Annotated in this window: 11 protein-coding genes; 9 read left to right on the top strand and 2 right to left on the bottom strand. The window is 61.1% G+C overall.

Going from position 1 to position 16,910, the window contains the following annotated elements:
* The first annotated feature begins 48 nt into the window (after window positions 1-48).
* From U9R61_RS00970 to U9R61_RS00940, 7 genes are all read left to right on the top strand, one after another.
* Complete coding sequence (locus tag U9R61_RS00970) at window positions 49-1,620, top strand: hypothetical protein (protein ID WP_322486957.1); 1,572 nt, start codon at window positions 49-51, stop codon at window positions 1,618-1,620.
* Window positions 1,621-1,770: 150 nt separating this feature from the next.
* Entirely contained in the window at window positions 1,771-4,449 is a 2,679-nt protein-coding gene (locus tag U9R61_RS00965) for a flagellar filament outer layer protein FlaA (protein ID WP_322486956.1), read from the top strand.
* Window positions 4,450-4,937: 488 nt separating this feature from the next.
* Complete coding sequence (locus U9R61_RS00960; RefSeq protein ID WP_322486970.1) at window positions 4,938-6,212, top strand: extracellular solute-binding protein; 1,275 nt, start codon at window positions 4,938-4,940, stop codon at window positions 6,210-6,212.
* A gap of 167 nt (window positions 6,213-6,379) precedes the next feature.
* Window positions 6,380-7,600, top strand: a complete 1,221-nt coding sequence (locus tag U9R61_RS00955; protein ID WP_322486955.1) for a sugar ABC transporter permease — start codon at window positions 6,380-6,382, stop codon at window positions 7,598-7,600.
* On the top strand, window positions 7,597-8,442 hold the full coding sequence (locus tag U9R61_RS00950) for a sugar ABC transporter permease (RefSeq protein WP_322486954.1): 846 nt from the start codon (window positions 7,597-7,599) through the stop codon (window positions 8,440-8,442). Before U9R61_RS00955 ends, U9R61_RS00950 begins: the two co-directional genes overlap by 4 nt.
* Window positions 8,443-8,448: 6 nt before the next feature.
* Window positions 8,449-10,584 carry a transcriptional regulator gene (locus U9R61_RS00945; protein ID WP_322486953.1) on the top strand — a complete coding sequence of 712 codons (2,136 nt, stop codon included), beginning with the start codon at window positions 8,449-8,451 and terminating at the stop codon, window positions 10,582-10,584.
* Window positions 10,585-10,613: 29 nt separating this feature from the next.
* Window positions 10,614-11,429 (top strand): alpha/beta hydrolase, encoded by an 816-nt coding sequence (locus tag U9R61_RS00940; RefSeq protein WP_322486952.1) that lies wholly within the window; start codon window positions 10,614-10,616, stop codon window positions 11,427-11,429.
* A 126-nt stretch (window positions 11,430-11,555) separates the two neighbouring features.
* On the opposite strand, the gene U9R61_RS00935 is transcribed toward U9R61_RS00940, so the two are convergent.
* Window positions 11,556-13,451: a glycoside hydrolase family 31 protein gene (locus U9R61_RS00935; RefSeq protein WP_322486951.1), complete on the bottom strand. Its 1,896-nt coding sequence runs from the start codon at window positions 13,449-13,451 to the stop codon at window positions 11,556-11,558.
* Between the two features lie 229 nt (window positions 13,452-13,680).
* Here U9R61_RS00935 and U9R61_RS00930 point away from each other — a divergent pair, with 229 nt between their 5' ends.
* Window positions 13,681-14,589: a hypothetical protein gene (locus U9R61_RS00930; RefSeq protein ID WP_322486950.1), complete on the top strand. Its 909-nt coding sequence runs from the start codon at window positions 13,681-13,683 to the stop codon at window positions 14,587-14,589.
* Here the strand turns inward: U9R61_RS00930 and U9R61_RS00925 are convergent, their stop codons facing one another.
* Window positions 14,590-15,768 (bottom strand): CaiB/BaiF CoA-transferase family protein, encoded by a 1,179-nt coding sequence (locus tag U9R61_RS00925; RefSeq protein WP_322486949.1) that lies wholly within the window; start codon window positions 15,766-15,768, stop codon window positions 14,590-14,592.
* A gap of 87 nt (window positions 15,769-15,855) precedes the next feature.
* Here U9R61_RS00925 and U9R61_RS00920 point away from each other — a divergent pair, with 87 nt between their 5' ends.
* Entirely contained in the window at window positions 15,856-16,785 is a 930-nt protein-coding gene (locus U9R61_RS00920; protein WP_322486948.1) for an NAD(P)-dependent oxidoreductase, read from the top strand.
* Window positions 16,786-16,910 lie beyond the last annotated feature (125 nt).

Genomic DNA, 16,910 nt, shown 5'->3' with positions numbered 1-16,910 from the left:
AAGAAACGGCTTTGCCACTCACTCTCATTCTAGCCGAGCGAGGCCGCTATGCGTGCTAACCTTCTTCTCAGCCTGCTGCTTTGCTTGGTCATCGCGCCTATCCCCGCCCTCCACGCCGCCCCGCAGGGGGAACCGAACTTGCCGCTGCCGGTTGATGACGTACTTATTGCCCCGATGCCGGCATCACTCGCGTTTGCTGTCGATAGCGAACAAGACCTACGCTTGCCCAGCCAGTACCTCGCAGGGCGCGTTGCCGTGCGGTTAGTGCTGCCAGAGAGCAATGGCGTGGTTGATCCTTCGAGGGAAGATTGGACGGCGGATCAGATCGAGCAGGTGACCGCCCAAGTGCGCACTGCCCTCGATTGGTGGCGTGAACGGCTGCCCGCTGCCCGCCTCGAGTTCGATCTGGTGGTGCAAGTTGTGCCGACCCGCTACGAGCCGATCCGCTATGGCTTGGCGCAAGAGAGCCTTTGGATTAGTGATGTCTTGTGGGCATTGGGGTACACCAGCAACAACTATTTTGAACAAGCCTTCCAAGCGGCGTTTGACTTGCGCGACCAGCGTGGTGCTGATTGGGCGACAACGTTCTTTATCGTCAATAGCGCGCGTGATGATGGTTACTTCGCCGATAATCGCTTCGCGTATGCGTATCTCAATGGCCCCTTTAGCGTGATTACTTCTGATGCCGGCCCGTATAGCATCCAGTGGCTGCGGGCAGTGATTGCCCACGAATTCGCCCATCTCTTCGGCGCGCTTGATCAATACAGCGCCGCCGGAGTCAGATGCGATCAGCGTAGCGGCTATCTGTTTGCCCCCACAACCAACAGCATGTTTAACAACTGCGGCACTAATGAATCCAGTATTATGCGGGAATTGATCAACAGCTTCATCACCGGCGCCGTCGATGCCTCGGCGCGGGTGCAGCTTGGCTACCGTGATAGTGATAGTGATGGGATCATTGATGTGCTTGATACGATGCCGTCGCTGACGCTGACTGCCGTGCAGCAAGCGCCGGGCCAGCGTCCGCTGGTTAAGCTGGCGGCGCGCGATCTGCCCTATCCTTCGCCAGTGCAACCTGATGTGAGCGTTAATCCGATCACCGCGATTGAGTATCGCGTGGATCAGAGCGACTGGCAATTCGTTGAGCCGGTGGATGGCACATACAACAATGCGAGCGAGCTAGCGCAGTTCGAGCTGCCGCTCTACGATGGCGAGTATGTGGTTGAGTTTCGTGCAGTCAATCTGGCCGGCAATACCTCTGGGATCGTCACGCAAACCGTGACGGTCAGCGGGCTTGGCCCGGCGCCGGAATACCATCTCACCGAACCGGCGCGTCTGAATGGCCAAACCCTCATCATTCGCGCCCAAGCGCCACAAGCAACCCGCGCCGTTGAGGTGAGCCTCCAACGTGCCTTTACCAGTGCGCTCCGCTTGCCTTACGCACCTGAGATAACGTTACCGCTGAATAACGACCTGTCGCTCGCTACGGTTCCGCTCGACACAACCACAATGTACGTCCGGTTCATCGATAACGCTGGCTTGCCGTCGCTGGCCTACGCCGTGCCAATTGAAACGCTGCCGGCGCAACACCACGTGATGATCCCGCTTGTGTCGCGGTAATCCGGATCGATACTCGACGCCAATAGGCAACCGCCGGCCCATCGCAGGATGTGGCCGGCGCCAAATTTTGCAGAAAGTGTTACCGTTTTTGGCCAGCCAAACCGGTATACTACGTTTATTGATCTATTGTAGTTTGAAGAGGAATGCAGTATGAGTTATGCCCGCCATCTCAGCTTGTTACTGCTGGTTGGAGTGCTGCTGGCCGACTGGCCTGCCGTATTGCCGGTTGCACAATCGGCGAACTCTTCAGTCTTTGGCGCGAATACCCACATCGCTGCAAGCTACCCCTTCCCTGACTCACTGAACCGGCCCGCCGACGTGATTGCCCAGAGCGGTTTAGGCTGGGTGCGCGAGGAGTTTCAATGGGGCCGGATCGAACCGCGTCCCGGCCAATTTGATTGGACGTTCACCGATCGGGCGGTGAATGAATTGGTGCAACGCGGGGTCAATATCGTAGGCCTGCTCTACCCGGCGGTGGGTTGGGGCACGCCCGATCCGGCTGACGACAACATTCCGCCTGCGCAAGGTAGTTTCTACCCACCTGATCCACAACTCTTCGCCAATTTTGCCGCGACGGTGGTCAACCGCTACAAAGATCGCGTGCGTTATTGGCAGGTGTGGAACGAACCGGATAATGCGGTGTATTGGCGGCCAGCGCCCAATCCGGCAGCGTATGCTGCGCTGTTGCGCGCGGTCTATCCTGCGATCAAAGGTGCTGATCCGGGCGCAACGGTGCTGGCCGCCGGCATTGTCTCGCCTGAACCGGCTGGCTCGTTCTTGCAAGCCATCGCCGACAACGGCGCTTGGGGATCATTCGACATCATTGCGCTGCATCCCTATACCGATCCGCTCGGCCCGGAAGCCGGTTCGATTGATACGGTCGGGATTGGCGCGATTCAGACGTTAGCCGCCCGGCTTGGCCCCAAACCAATTTGGGTGACTGAATTCGGCTGGGCCGATAGCCCGACCGATCGCACCGGCGAGCAGGCGTTTGATGTGGAAACGCAGGCGAACTATCTGATCCGGGCGATGGCGCTGTTGCGGCAAGCCGGCGTCGAGCGGATCATCATGTACCGCTTCAAAGACATGCAACTGCGCAATGGCGCGCCGTTTAACGCCTACGGCCTCTTACGCTACGGCAACGGACAAGGCGATTACAGCCAATTCAAACCGGCCTTCAACGCCTTCCGCACCCTCAACCAGCAGGTAGGCGGACGGCAGCCGCTCGGTTTGCGCCGGTTGAGCGAAGCGCGAGTCGCATTTGACTTTGAGCGAGCGATAGCGTGGCAGACCTTCCCTACCGGCAATGGCTCGATTGGTCAGAGTAGCGCACCAGTACGCAACGGCGGCGGTGCGGCTGAGGTACGCTACCGCTTCACCACTACCGGCAACGATTACGTCAGCTTCACGCCGCGCGAAGCGATCACGTTCCCTGCAGGCACATCGCAAATTGGGCTTTGGGTGTATGGTGACGGCAGCAGCTTCGATCTCAAAGTACAATTGCGCGATACGCAAGGCGAAATCTTGCAATACCGGCTCGGCAAGATCGGCCCTCCCGGCTGGCAGCAACTAGTGGCGGCAGTGAATGGCCCCGTCGAACCGGGCAACCGGATTCGCTTTGTCGATGGCAAACTCGATGGCGAGATCACGTTGCAGGCGATTGTGATTGACGACGACCCCGATAGCCGCACCGGTGAAGGGGTGATCTACCTCGACGATCTGACCGGCTATAGCGGGCCGGAAGCCTACGCCGCCCGTTTCGCCGCCGATCGCGGCGTGGTCGAGGTTATTTGGGCGGTTGATGGCGGGCAGGTGCGCATCCCTAGCGCCGACGCCGAAGTGACAATCATTGATCGCGACGGCGGGCAACGCCAGCAAGCCGCACCGGGAGGCGTCGTAACACTCGATGTCGGGCCACGTCCGATCTACCTCATCTATCAGCCGGGAGCGGCCCAGCCGCAACCACCCGCACCACCGCAGCCTCCAGTGAGCGACGGCTTTGTGCCGGCCAATGGCGCCTTTGCCGACGATGCAATGCGCAACGTCTGGCAGCGCACCGATCAACCGGTGGCCGGCGGCGCACCGGGCCTACGCCCGCGCTCGTGGATTTGGGGGCCGCAACCGATCAGTGGCGCGATGCGCGAACCATACACGCAAAGCCCTGGTGGCAGCCGCTTGGTGCAGTATTTTGACAAGAGCCGGATGGAGATCAATAACCCGGATGCGCCGCGCAACCAGTGGTACGTCACCAATGGCTTGCTCGTCGTCGAGATGCTGACCGGGCGGATGCAGCTTGGCGATGCCCAGTTTGAAGATCGCGCGCCGGCCAACGAGGCAGTGGCCGGCGATCCGGCTGCCGTTAACCCTAACGCACCGACCTACACCACGCTGCGCAGCGTCGCCTTCCCGGTCAACCAAAACCGCGCGCCGGATCAAACCGGGCAAGTAGTGACCGCCTTCCTCAACCGCGACGGCACGGTGGTTGACCGGTCCGATCTGGCCCGCTACGACGTGTGGATCGGTCGCTATGAACCAACCCTTGGTCACAACATCCCCCAAGTCTTCCTCGACTACTTTGCCCAACAGGGAGTCGTGCTCGAAAATGGCCGGTATGTCAACCGCCAGATCATCGACTGGCTCTTCGTGATGGGCTTGCCGATCAGCGAACCCTACTGGGCGCGGGTCAAAGTCGGCGGCGTCGAGAAAGATGTGCTGATGCAGGCCTTTGAACGGCGCGTGCTGACCTACACCCCCGACAACGATCCGAATTGGCGGGTCGAGATGGGCAACGTCGGGCAGCACTATGTCCGTTGGCGGTACGGCCCGTAGGGGTGTAGGGTCATAGCGACGCTTGCTCCCAGGGTCATAGTGACGCTATGACCCTACGGGCCGCCACATGGCGGGGCAATGGGGTACTAGTGTCCCGCTATGCTCTTGTATTCTGCGGTATAATTACTTGCGCCCACTTGACAGGGGCGCAGGAGTGCGGTATAGTTGTGCTTGAAAAGGTTGTAAATAAAACAATGTCTAGTACAACTATTGTCGTCCAGCGCAGGGGAGGGAAACATCCCCAAATGCCCTTTGGCTGGCCTCTTGCCTGACAATGGCGAGAAGCAATGCCGGCCTCCACGTATACCTGTTCTCCTTCCCGGCTGCGCGTGATGCGCTCCTGTTGAATGCGTAGAAAGGAGGTGGATCGCATTCAATTGTCGCATACCGCTCAGTTCATGCCGGATTTGTTCGCCCGTTAGCACAAATTTCCCTTCAGAGTGCTTTCGTCGTCGTAGACACAGTTAAGGAGTACAACCGTGAATGCAATGAAGCGTGCCTTGATCGCTATGTTCCTTGCCGCGGCCATGATGCTGGCGGCGTGTGGCGGCGGCCAGACGGCTCAGCCGACCGCTGCTCCGGCTCAGCCGACCGCTGCTCCGGCCGAGCAACCCACCACTGCACCTTCCGGCCAGCAGGTTACCATCCGCATCTGGCACCAGTGGGATGGTGCGTACCTCACCGCAATTGAGCAGGCGTTCCGTGACTATGAGGCTTCCCACCCGAACGTAAAGATTGACCTCTCGAAGCCTGAAGACGTAAGCAACGCGCTCAACGTGGCTATCCCGGCTGGTGAAGGCCCCGATATCATTGGGTGGGCCAATGACCAGATCGGCCAGCAGGCGTTGGTGGGCAACATCGTCGCCCTCAACGACTACGGCATTACCGAAGACTTCCTGCGCAGCACCTACGAGCCGGCGGCGGTCAACGGCGTGATCTGGCAAGACAAGATTTGGGCCTTGCCGGAGACGCAGGAAGGCATCGCGCTGATCTACAACAAGAAGGTGATCGGCGATATGAAGCTGCCGACCACCCTCGATGAGCTGTTGCAGATGGCGAAGGACTTCCGCGCAGCCAACCCCGACAAGACACTGGTCTGCAATCAGGGCTTTGGCGGCAGCGATGCCTATCACGTTGCACCGATCTACTTCGGCTATGGCGTGCCGAGCTACGTTGATGACGAAGGAAAAGTCTACGTCAACACCCCTGAAATGATCAAGGGTGGCGAGTGGCTGGCCGAAATAAGCAAGGCCTCGTTCAGCGAGCAGAGCTACGACATCTGCAAGGCGGCGCTGGCCGAGGGCAAGGCGGCGATGTGGTGGACTGGCCCGTGGGCGATTGCCGGAATCGAGCAGGACGGCGTTGATTACGACATTCTGCCGCTAGGTAAGCCCTTCGTCGGCATCAAGACCCTCATGCTGACCCGCAATGCGGTTGAGCGCGGCAACGCCGAGGTGGCGCTCGACATTATGAAGTACTTCACCAGCGCCGAGGTGCAGGCCAAGCTGGCGCTGACCAACAAGACGGTGCCGGCGGCGACTGCGGCGTTGAAGAATCCGGAAGTGGCGGCGTTGCCGACATTGGCCGGCTTTGGCGCGGCGTTGAATGCTGGCGTGCCGATGGCGAATACCCCGTTTGCCTCGGCCCAGTGGGGTCCGGTGGGTGATGCGAGCGTCGCGATTTGGACGGGCACGCAGTCGCCGGCCGATGCGCTGGCTGCCGCCGCGCAGGCGATTGAAGCGGCCATTATGCAGATGAAGTAAGGTGGTGGCGGCAGTGCAAGGTACAACAGCTTGCCCTGCTGCATCGTCAACGCTGATGATGAATATGAGCCGGACCTTGCCGTCCGGCTCACTCGCTACCGTCGCGCCGGTCGGGTGCCCGGCGTCCGCTCAATAGCCTTCCGGCTGCTTCCAGTGAGGTAACGCACATGGTGTCGTGGTCTAATCGCCGCAAGGCGCTCACCGTTTTGCTCTTCACCGGGCCCACCATTATCGGCATTCTGCTGTTTAATATCTATCCCATTCTGCTCAGCGTTTATACCTCGTTTACCAATCGCAACCGTTTTCGGCCCAATCCTGATTGCAGCGTCTTTCTCACCAGTGTGCTTGACCCGCTCTGCTGGCCGCAATTCCGCACTAGCGCGCCGGTAGGGATGGGCCAACCGTACCGCCTGCAAGACCCGCTCTTCGCTAACTATGCCAATCTGATTGGCAATCTCTTCACCCCCGAAGCATTGGGCGCGTTGGCCGCGATTGCCCTGTGTTTCGTGCCGCTAATTACGGCTGGGTTTATTAACCGGCGACTCGAAAAGATGATGGAACCGCCGGTTGCACCGTCGATTGTCTGGCTGGGGGCGTTGGTATTGGGGTTTATTCTGGCCGCTGTGGTCAATGTGGCGCAGGCATATGATGTCCTCATGCGCACCGGCGATTTTGTGGTGGTGGTCTTCCGCACGCTACTCTTTGTGATTGCGCGGGTGCCGTTTAGCTTCTTGCTCGGCTTGACGTTTGCCCTGATCTTAAATAGCGAGAACCTCCCCGGCCGGACATTCTTCCGTGTGATGCTGTTTGTGCCATGGGCAGCATCGTCATTGGCGATCTTGATCGCCTTGATCTGGCAGTTCTTCTTCCGCGAGCAAGGCACGATTAATCAGGTGTTGGCCTTCTTCGGCATTGCCGGCCCGTTGTGGCTGCGCGATCCGGTCAGCGCGTTTCTGATTATCGTGCTGGTTGATACGTGGTTTTCGTACCCCTTCTTCATGATCGTGATCCTTGGCGCGTTGCAAGCCGTGCCGCGCGATGTCTATGAGGCAGCAGAACTTGATGGCGCTTCGTGGTGGCAGCAACTTACCCGGATTACGTTGCCGCTGATCCGTCCGGCGGTATTGCCGGCCACGGTGCTGACCTCGATTACCGCGTTTCAGATGTTCGGCACCGCATGGGCGATCACCGGCGGCGGGCCGGTCAATGAGGTTGGCCGTCCCGGCGCAACTGAATTTGTGATTGTCTATGCCTACAAGCAGATTTTCCAAACCCAGAACTTCGGCAACGCGACGGCTTTCTCGGTCATTCTCTTTATCTTCCTGTTCTCGGCGACGCTCTATAGCCTGCGGCTGACGCGCATCACGAAAGGGGCCTACGAGTCATGATCCGCAAACCTTCGCGACCGGTCTTCGTCTTGCAGTACACCATCCTGATCCTTGGGGTGTTGTTTGCCGTCTATCCGCTCTGGTTTGCCTTTCTGGCTTCGGGCCGCACCGGCGACCGGCTCTACACCCTCAATTTGCTCGGTATGTTTATTCCTACCGAGTGGACGTTTGAGAATTACCGGGCGATGATCTTTGACCGTCCGCTGCTGACGTGGTTGCGCAATAGCCTGTATGTGGCCGGCGTGACGACGGTGGCCTCGCTGGTGATTACGACCTCGGCGGCATTTGCCTTCTCGCGGTTTAAGTTTTATGGCCGCGAGTTTGCCCTCATTCTTCTGCTGGCCATTCAGACCTTCCCCGGCGTGTTGAGTCTGGTGGCGGTGGCGCAGTTGCTGACGGCGCTGGGTTTGTACGGCAAGCATGAGGGTCTGATCCTTGCCTACACCACTGGCACGCTGGTCTTTAGCACATGGAATATGAAGGGCTATTTCGATACGATCCCGATCGAGCTGGAAGAGGCGGCGATGATTGATGGCTGCGGGCCGATCCAGTCATTTATCTTGATCGCGTTGCCACTGGCCCGCCCCGCATTGGCAGTCACCGCGCTGCTGGGCTTCTTGGCAGGGTGGGGTGATTTTATCTTTGCCTCGGTGCTGGTGCCGGCTCCCGACAGCATGAAGTTGGTGGTGCCCGGTCTCTTCAGTCTGGCAAACAGCATGAGTGTGCCGTGGGGCAACTTTGCTGCTGGCGGGTTGCTCATCATTCTGCCGACGATCATCGTCTTCTTGATGCTTCAGCGTTTCCTCGTGTCGGGGTTGACGGTTGGCGGTGTCAAGGGATAGACAACCGTGAACGCTTCTTCGTCGCGCGGCTGGTTGATCGGCGTGATCGTACTGGCCGCGCTGCTGCGCTTGTGGGCCGCCTTGGCGCTGCCGCGCGATTTTGATGAGCCGGTGTATGTCGGAGCGGCGCTTGATTATGCGCGCATAATCCGGCAGGGCGATTGGGCGGGAGTGATCGATTACCCCGGCAACCGCCAGCATCCGGCGCTTGCCAAGCTGGTCTATACCGGCGGCGCGCTGCTGTTGGGTGAGAGCGCCAACCAAACGACCGTCCTTTTGGCGGCACGCTTAATCGCGGCGCTGTTCGGCACGCTGGCGATTGCGTTGCTGGCGTTCAGCTTCGGTCCGCTGGCCGCCGGCTTGCTGGCTATCCATACCCTGACGATCAAATACACAGCGCAGGCGTACCTTGAAGCATTGCCGTTGGCGCTCGCAGTGGCGGCCATCAGCGCATGGCAACGCGCCGGCCTGCCGGCCACGCACTACCGACGGAGCTGGCTATGGATCGGCGCCGTTGCATGGGGGCTGGCAACGGCGGCCAAGATGTCGTACGCGATCGTTGCCTTGCCGGCGATGGTGGCGCTCGCGCTGGCTGCGTTGCGCGCCGAGGCAACGGCGCAGCCGCGAGCACGCACGGGGTGGGTGTGGTATGCGCGGCGGCTGGCTGAGTTGGTCAGCCTTGCGTTGCTGGTCTTCGCACTCGCGAACCCCACGATCTGGCGCGAGCCGGTGACGCGACTTGGCGCTATGGCCGGTTTCTGGACGGCCTACACCCACGGGAGCGAGGTGCAGGCCGCCGCCTATCCGTGGTACCAACCGCTGATCTGGGTTGTCACGGCGCCGGCGGTCGCATGGCACCCTGAAGTCTTCTTCTTCCCCGGCCCTGATCCATGGCTGACCCTACTGGCTCTGATCGGTCTGCCCGCCGCTTGGCGCGATCCGCAACGCCGCTATTTGGTCGTCTGGTTTGTAAGCGGGTTGCTGATCTTGCTCTGGTGGCCGGTCAAATGGCCGCAGTATGCGCTTACACTGGTCATTCCCATTGTGTTATTGGTGGCGCCGGTCTTGGGTCGGATCGTCACGTGGCTGCGTGATCTCAATGAGTATTGGGGATGGAGCGAGATCATGTTTCTGCGCCCGCCCCGCTATGCGTGGATCGCGCTGGCGCTGTTGGTAGGCTTTATTGCGACGGTCTACGGCACCGCATTGGTGATGGTCACGCTGGGTAGCATTGGCTGGAACACCATCAAGCCGAGTGCTGGCGGGTTGCCGCCGGGAGCGATATACGCGCTGCAACCGTTACGCGATGGGCGAGTGGCCATCGGCAGCGAGACCGGCTTGGTGATCTGGCAAGCGCCGGCAGTGAGCGAAGACCCGCCGCGCTGGACGCGCCTACCATTAGGGCGAGTCTACGCGCTGGCCGAGACAGGCGCTGGGTTGTGGGCGGCGAGCAATCGCGGTCTGGCACTCGTCACCAATGGCAGCAACTGGGTATGGCAGACTCCCACGCTTGGCGGGCAGCGTGATCTACTTGTCCGCACGATGGTCGCTGGGTCAGACGGCACACTCTGGCTGGGCACGAGCGCCGGCGGCGCAGTGCGCCAACCTGATGGCCGCTGGCAGCCGTTGCCGCAAGCGGCGCGCGGCGGTTTGGTGCTTGCGATCGGGCTTGATCCCGCCGGCGCCGTGTGGTTTGGCGGGCTTGGCGTGGTCAGCCGCTACACACCGGCCACCGGCGTCTGGCAGCACTTTGACCGTGCCGATGGCTTTGGCGGGGCCGGCGTCTCGGCTATTCTGGTTGATCACAACGGCATCGTGTGGGTGGCGACGCTAGGTGAAGGGCTGGCGCAGTGGGATGGCACGCGCTGGGAGTGGCTGACCACCGCCAATCGGCAGTTGCCAGCGCAGACGATCACCACCTTGCTTGAGACCGCTTCCGGCGAACTGTGGGTCGGCGCGGCCCGCCCGCTCACCACCGGCGGCTTTCTGCTCAGCTACGATGGCCGGACATGGCGCAATTTTCTGCCGCGTGATTCAGGCTTTACCGGCGCTGAACCGCTGGCGCTGGCAGTTGATCAGCGGCGGGTGCTCTGGATCGGCACCCGCACCGATGGGGTGATCACGTACCAGTTAGGGCAGTAACATCGCAGTGAATCAAAGGGAATAGGTTTATGCCTCTCACTCGCCATACGAATATCACGAGCCGCTATGTTCCATCACGCCCCGTCGATGTCTGGCTGCCGGCGGCGATAGGCGAACAACGACTGCCGGTCATCTACATGCACGATGGCCAAAACCTGTTTGATCCCGCTCTCCGGGCCGATGGCGAGGTCTGGGCAGTTGATCAGGCGATTGAACGATTGCGCGCCAAGCGCGGCTGGCCCGGCGCGATTGTAGTTGGGATTTGGTGTACCGATCAACGCTGGCGCGAATATGCGCCGCAACAACCGTTCGAGGCGCTCCGCCAGACGCGCGGATGGGAAGGCATTGTCGAGCGGATGGGCGGCGAGCCGGTGTCGGATGCGTATCTGGCCTATCTGGTGGAAGAGGTCAAGCCGTTTGTCGATGCCCATTATCCTACCCTGCCCGATCAAGCCAATACCTTCATTATGGGGTCGAGTATGGGCGGTTTGGTTTCACTATACGGTCTCTGCCGCTACCCGGATGTCTTTCACGGCGCGGGTTGTGTCTCGATCCACTGGCCGGCAGGCGGTAATATCTTGGTTGATGAATTGGCGGCGCTCTTGCCGCCGCCGGGCCGTCACCGCTTTTACTTCGATTACGGCACGGTTGGGCTTGACGCCGAGTATGAGCCGTTTCAGCAGCGGATGGACGAATGGATGCGGCGGGCAGGGTATCGGCACGGCCTCGATTGGATTACGCGCAAGTTTCCCGGCGCCGATCACAACGAAGCGGCATGGCGGGCGCGGGTGGCTGAGGTGATCGCGTTTGTGGCGTTGGGAGAGGCACATAGCGGTACGCCATGACAGGCCCGTATGTCATTGCGAGGGCGCGGAGCGCCCGAAGCCGCGCGAGGACAGAGCCGCGCTCTGCCCCTACCGCGGGGCTCGCAATGACAACCGGGGCGCGAGCAGCGGCTTGCCGGGCCGCCCCTATTCCTGCCGTTCAAACAGCGGCATCTGCTCGAGCGGCGCTGGCACGTCGGTCAACTGGGCCGGCCCCTGATGGATCGCACCGCTCCAGTAATCGCGCCAGACGCCTACCGGCAGGTAGACGTCGCGTTGGCGCTGGCCCGGCTGCACCACCGGAGCCACGAGGTAGCGCGCGCCGAGCAGGAATTGGTCGTTGCAACGCAGCGCTTGCTCATCATTGGGATCGTGCCAGAACAGGGGGCGCACCAGCGGCGTGCCGTCGCGCAGGTTTTCGTCGATCAGCTCGGCGAGATACGAGTCAAGTTCTGTGTGCAAGTGGGCATACCGCCGGCAAATCGCATCAACTTCAGCGCCGTACTGCCACGGGTGAACGCTAAACTGCATGGTTGGCAACAATGCGCTCAGTTGCGTCCAACGCACCATGAGTTCGCCGTCGGGCACTTCATCTTGGTAGGCGTTGCCGCCGATCATATCGGGCAACACGAACGGAAAGCCGCAGACACTCAGGGTTAGCGCCTGCGTCAGCACACTGTGCAAGCCGTTATCAATTCCCCAACGGCTCCACTTATCCCACTCGCGGAAGAGGATGCCGCGGCGCTGGCTGCGCCAACCGGCGCGCACTTCGGTGTAGGCGAAGTGGTCGGCGACAAACTCGGTGTAGCGGTCGGCGTAGCGGCGGCGCGGCTCTCGCGCATAGCAGATGGCGTCGAGCGGGATGAAGTTGGCTTCGCCAGCGTCAAACTTGAAGCCGTCAACCCCGGTTTCAGCTTGCAACGCGCGCAGTTCGCTCAGCCACCACGCTACCGCTTCAGGATTGGTCAAGTCAAGCACGCTGCCATAGCCTTGCCACCAGCGCACGAGGTAGGGTGAACCATCAGCGGGATGTCGGATCAGGTAGCCGCGCCGAGCAGCGACGGCAAAGGCTAGATCGGCTGGATCGAAGAAGATCGGCGTCCAGAGCGTGACCTTAAACCCAGCCGCGTGCAGCTCGTCAACCATTGCCCGTGGATCGGGGAATTTGCGTTGATCGAACACATAGGCGCCATAGCCGCGCTGCCAACGGTCATCAATTTCGAGCACCGAGTAGGGGTAGCCGTGGGCAACGATTTGGGTGGTGAACTCGGTTACATCGCGCTGGGTAATGTGCATCTTATAATGCGCCCACGTCGTCCAGATCGGGCGAGCGAAGAGATCGCGCGGCGGAGCGGCGGTTGGGCGGCCAAGCAATGGCAACGCGGCATGGAACGCAGCCGGGGCATTGGCGGCCAGAATGACGTGGCCGGCAAGGTTGGGGCAGGGTGCGGCATAACGCTCGTCAAAGCCAAGATTGGGCGGCGGCGGCACTTCGCGGCTGGTGATACGCAACAAACCATCTCCCGCTCGATCCATCGTTACCGCCAACTCGCCATCGCCTTCCTCAAGCAAGATCGCCGCACCAGCAGCGTTGAGCCAAAAGGGGGTGGCGATGTTTAACGTTCCATCACGGCCATGATCGATCGGCTCGAACGGATCGGAAACGACTGGCGCGCTATCGAGCGGCCAATGCTGGAAGATGCGCTCGCCCATGCCATACCATGGCCGGCCCGGATCGAGCTGCCACTCAACCCTTACCGCATGGAGATGGGGCGGCCCAGACCAGACTAAGCGAAAGCCGGTCGGAGTTGATTCGATCTCGACGCGCAACGTGACTTCCGGGCGAGTCGTGGTGTAATGAATGCGGGCATGATGGGTGGTGACATCGGCGCTGGCGACGCCGGTAATGGGAAAATCAACGCCGTAGGCATGGGCTACTGCGCCGTAGCCACGCAGCGCCTCGCGACCGTCGTGGAAGAAGACCATCCGGCCAGCGTTATCGATCACGACCGTGCCAGCAGGACTGTGCAGTTCATGTCGCATTGCCGTCTCTCCGTCTGCGTGCCACAGACGCCAATTGTCTGCGGGTAGCGGCATTGTAGCATGAGCGGGCAGGTGGTAGGATAGGTAAGCGAGTAGTCTAACGGCACTGTGGAGTGCGGCAGCCATCCAACGCACTCTATACCTTCTTGAGTGCGTTGGATGGCTGCATGGAACACAGTACGCCGCGGGTACTGCACGTATGGACTGCCTATGCGTTAAGGATACCGCAATGACTGAAGCTGCCTTTCGTGTGTTGCGTGCGCAAATCTTTGCGCTCTACAACCAGCATTCGTATGCGGCGGCGTTAGCGTTGATCGCGCAACAAGCGCCCCGCTTCCCTCAATACGAAAGCGATCTCTTGTTCTGGCGAGCATGCCTTGCCGGTGCTATGGGCGATCAGGCCGGCGTCATTGGTTGGCTGCAACAAGCCGCTGATCGGGGTCTCTGGTATCACGAGCGGATGTTGCGCGATCCTGATCTCGATAGCGTGCGGGGAACGGCTGCGTTTGCGCAGTTGCAAGTTCTGTTTCAGCAGCGATATGCGCAAGCGCAGGCCGTGGCCACCCCGCAACGCCGAGTGTGGGAACCGGCGGGATCGGCGCAGGAGTTACTGGTTGCGCTGCACGGGGCGAACGGCAGTATCGCGAGCGATGGCGACTACTGGCAACCGGCGACGACGTTTGGCTGGCGGGTAGCGATGCTGCAATCGGCCCAGCTTTGGGCTCCCAACCGTTACCATTGGGCCGATCCGGCGCAGGCACTGGCCGAGCTGCGCCAGCATCTGGCTGAGCTAGCGCCGCCGCCGCTGACGGTGATCGGCGGTTTTTCGATGGGAGCAGCGCTTGCGGTGCGCGCGGTATTGAGCGGGGCTGTCGCTGTGAACCGGTTTCTCGCCGTTGCGCCAGCGATCCGGCCAGAGCAGGTCGAGCCGCTGCTCGCGCATGCTGATCCGCACACGCGGGGCTATGTAGTGATTGGCGACCTCGATAGTCTCTCCCAGCCAGTGCACGAGTGGGTTACTGCCCTCCAACAAGCCGGTGTGCCGTGCGAGCTTGAAGTGCGCCGCGGCGTAAGCCACGACTACCCGCCGGACTTCACGGCGACGGTGCAGCGCGGCTTGGCCTTTCTCGCCGCTTAATCACCCCACCACTCCGGCTGCGCGCAGCGCGCTGATCTGGTCAGGTTCATAACCCATTTCGCGCAAAATCGCTTCGGTATCCGCGCCCAGCGCAGGCGGCGCACTGCAGATCGTCGCCGGAGTTGCGCTTAGCTTGAGGGCGGGAGCAACCATGCGCACGCCGTCGACACTCTGCACCATCGCCCGCGCTTGCGCCTGCGGACTGTGCAGTGCGGTTGGAATGTCGTTCACCGGCCCGCACGGCACTTCAGCGGCGCGCAGCCGTTCGAGCCAGACCGCCACCGGCGCGCGGGCAATGACCTCTGCGATCAGCGGCACGAGGATGGCACGGTGGGCAACGCGGGCCGGGTTGGTGGCGAAGCGTTCGTCGGCCACCCATTCTGGGTGTTCGAGCGCAGCGCAGAAGCGGGCGAATTGCTGATCGTTGCCAACCGCGATCATAAGATAGCCGTCGGCGGCGGCAAAGGGCTGATATGGCACGATCGTGGCGTGACCGTTGCCGTAGCGCCGCGGCGGTTGGCCGGAAACGAGGTAGGCCGAGGCGACATTCGCTAGCCAACTGAGCTGCACATCAAAGAGGGCGATGTCGATATACTGGCCGGAGCCGCTCTGCGTGCGGTAATGCAGCGCGGCCAAAATGCTGGTGGCGGCGTACAAGCCGGTGGTGATGTCTGCGACGGCCACGCCGGTCTTCACCGGCGGGCCATCAGGCTCGCCGGTGATGCTCATCAATCCGCCTTCAGCCTGTATCACCGTATCGTAGCCGGGCCGCTGCGCGTCGGGGCCATATTGCCCATAACCGGTAATGCTACAGTAGATCAACCCCGGATTGAGCACGCGCAAATCTTCATAACCCAACCCCATCCGCGCCAACGTCCCCGGCAAGAAGTTCTCGATCAGCACATCGGCCCGGCGAGCGAGTGCGCGCACGATCGCTTGCCCATCAGGATGCTTGAGATTGACGGCAATACTCTGCTTATTGCGGTTCACGGCAATGAAATAGGCGCTCAAGCCATTCTCGGTGAAAGGCGGCCCCCACTGGCGGGTTTCATCACCAAGGCCGGGTTGTTCCACCTTTATCACCCGCGCTCCTAGATCGGCCAGCATCATCGTGGCGTAGGGGCCGGCCAACACCCGGCTGAGATCGAGCACCAGCAGATCGGCGAGCGCAGCAAGCATAACGAATGAATCCCTCCTGTAGAGCTGCACGGCTGTGCGGCTCCAAAAACAACATGATTTGCCCACCGGCAGGTATGATACCATTAGTTGCACCACGCACATAGCAATGAGGAGAGTGCCATGACCGAACGGATCGGCTTTATCGGATTGGGCATTATGGGGCGCGGAATGGCGGCCAACATCCTGCGCGCCGGGTTTCCGCTAACGGTCTGGAACCGCACGCTGGGGCGTGCCGACGAGCTGGTGGCCGCTGGCGCGCAACTGGCCGCATCGCCGGCTGAGGTGGCTGCGCGCAGTGATATTGTGATCAGTTGCGTGAGCGACACGCCTGATGTCGAGGCAGTGATCTTCGGGCCGCAGGGGGTGATTGAGGGCGCGCAGGTTGGAATGCTGATGATCGACATGAGTACGATCAGTCCGCAGGGAGCGCAGCGATTCGCTGCCCGGCTCGGCGAGAGCGGCATCAGCTTCCTTGACGCGCCGGTCAGTGGCGGCAGCGAAGGCGCAGCGCGCGGCACGCTCAGCATTATGGTGGGTGGGCCGACGGAATTGGTCGAGCGGGCGATGCCGGTGTTTCAAGCCATGGGCAAAACGATCACCCATGTTGGCGGGCACGGCGCTGGCCAGACGGTCAAGCTGGTCAATCAGATTTTAGTGGTCGGCACGATGCTGGCGATCAGCGAGGCGCTCGTCTTTGCGCAGGCCAGCGGCGTCGATCTTGAAAAGACGCTGACAGCGGTCAGCGGCGGTGCAGCAGCCAGTTGGATGCTCTCGAACCGGGGGCCGCAGGTCATCCGGCGCGATTGGCGGCCCGGCTTCACCATCGACCTGCAACAGAAAGACTTGCGGCTAGTGCTGGCCGCCGCCGATGCCGTCGGCGCGCCGATGCTCACCACGTCAACCGTCTTCCACCTCTACCGCACGCTGCAAGCCGCCGGTTTGGGCCACGAAGGCAATCACGCTTTGATCAAAGCGATCGAGCGGCTGGCCGGGATTGAAGTAGGGGACAACGAATAATTGAACGAATAAACGAATGGGGAGGTTGTATTGCTTCCCCATTCGTACATTCGTTATCCCATTCGTACATTCGTTATCCCATTCGTACATTCGTTATCCCATTCGTACATTCGTTATCCCATTCG

Origin of the sequence: Chloroflexus sp., assembly GCF_034431535.1 — a bacterium.
In the GTDB taxonomy this organism is placed as follows: Bacteria; Chloroflexota; Chloroflexia; order Chloroflexales; family Chloroflexaceae; genus Chloroflexus.
This window is presented reverse-complemented; position numbering and strand designations above follow the sequence as displayed.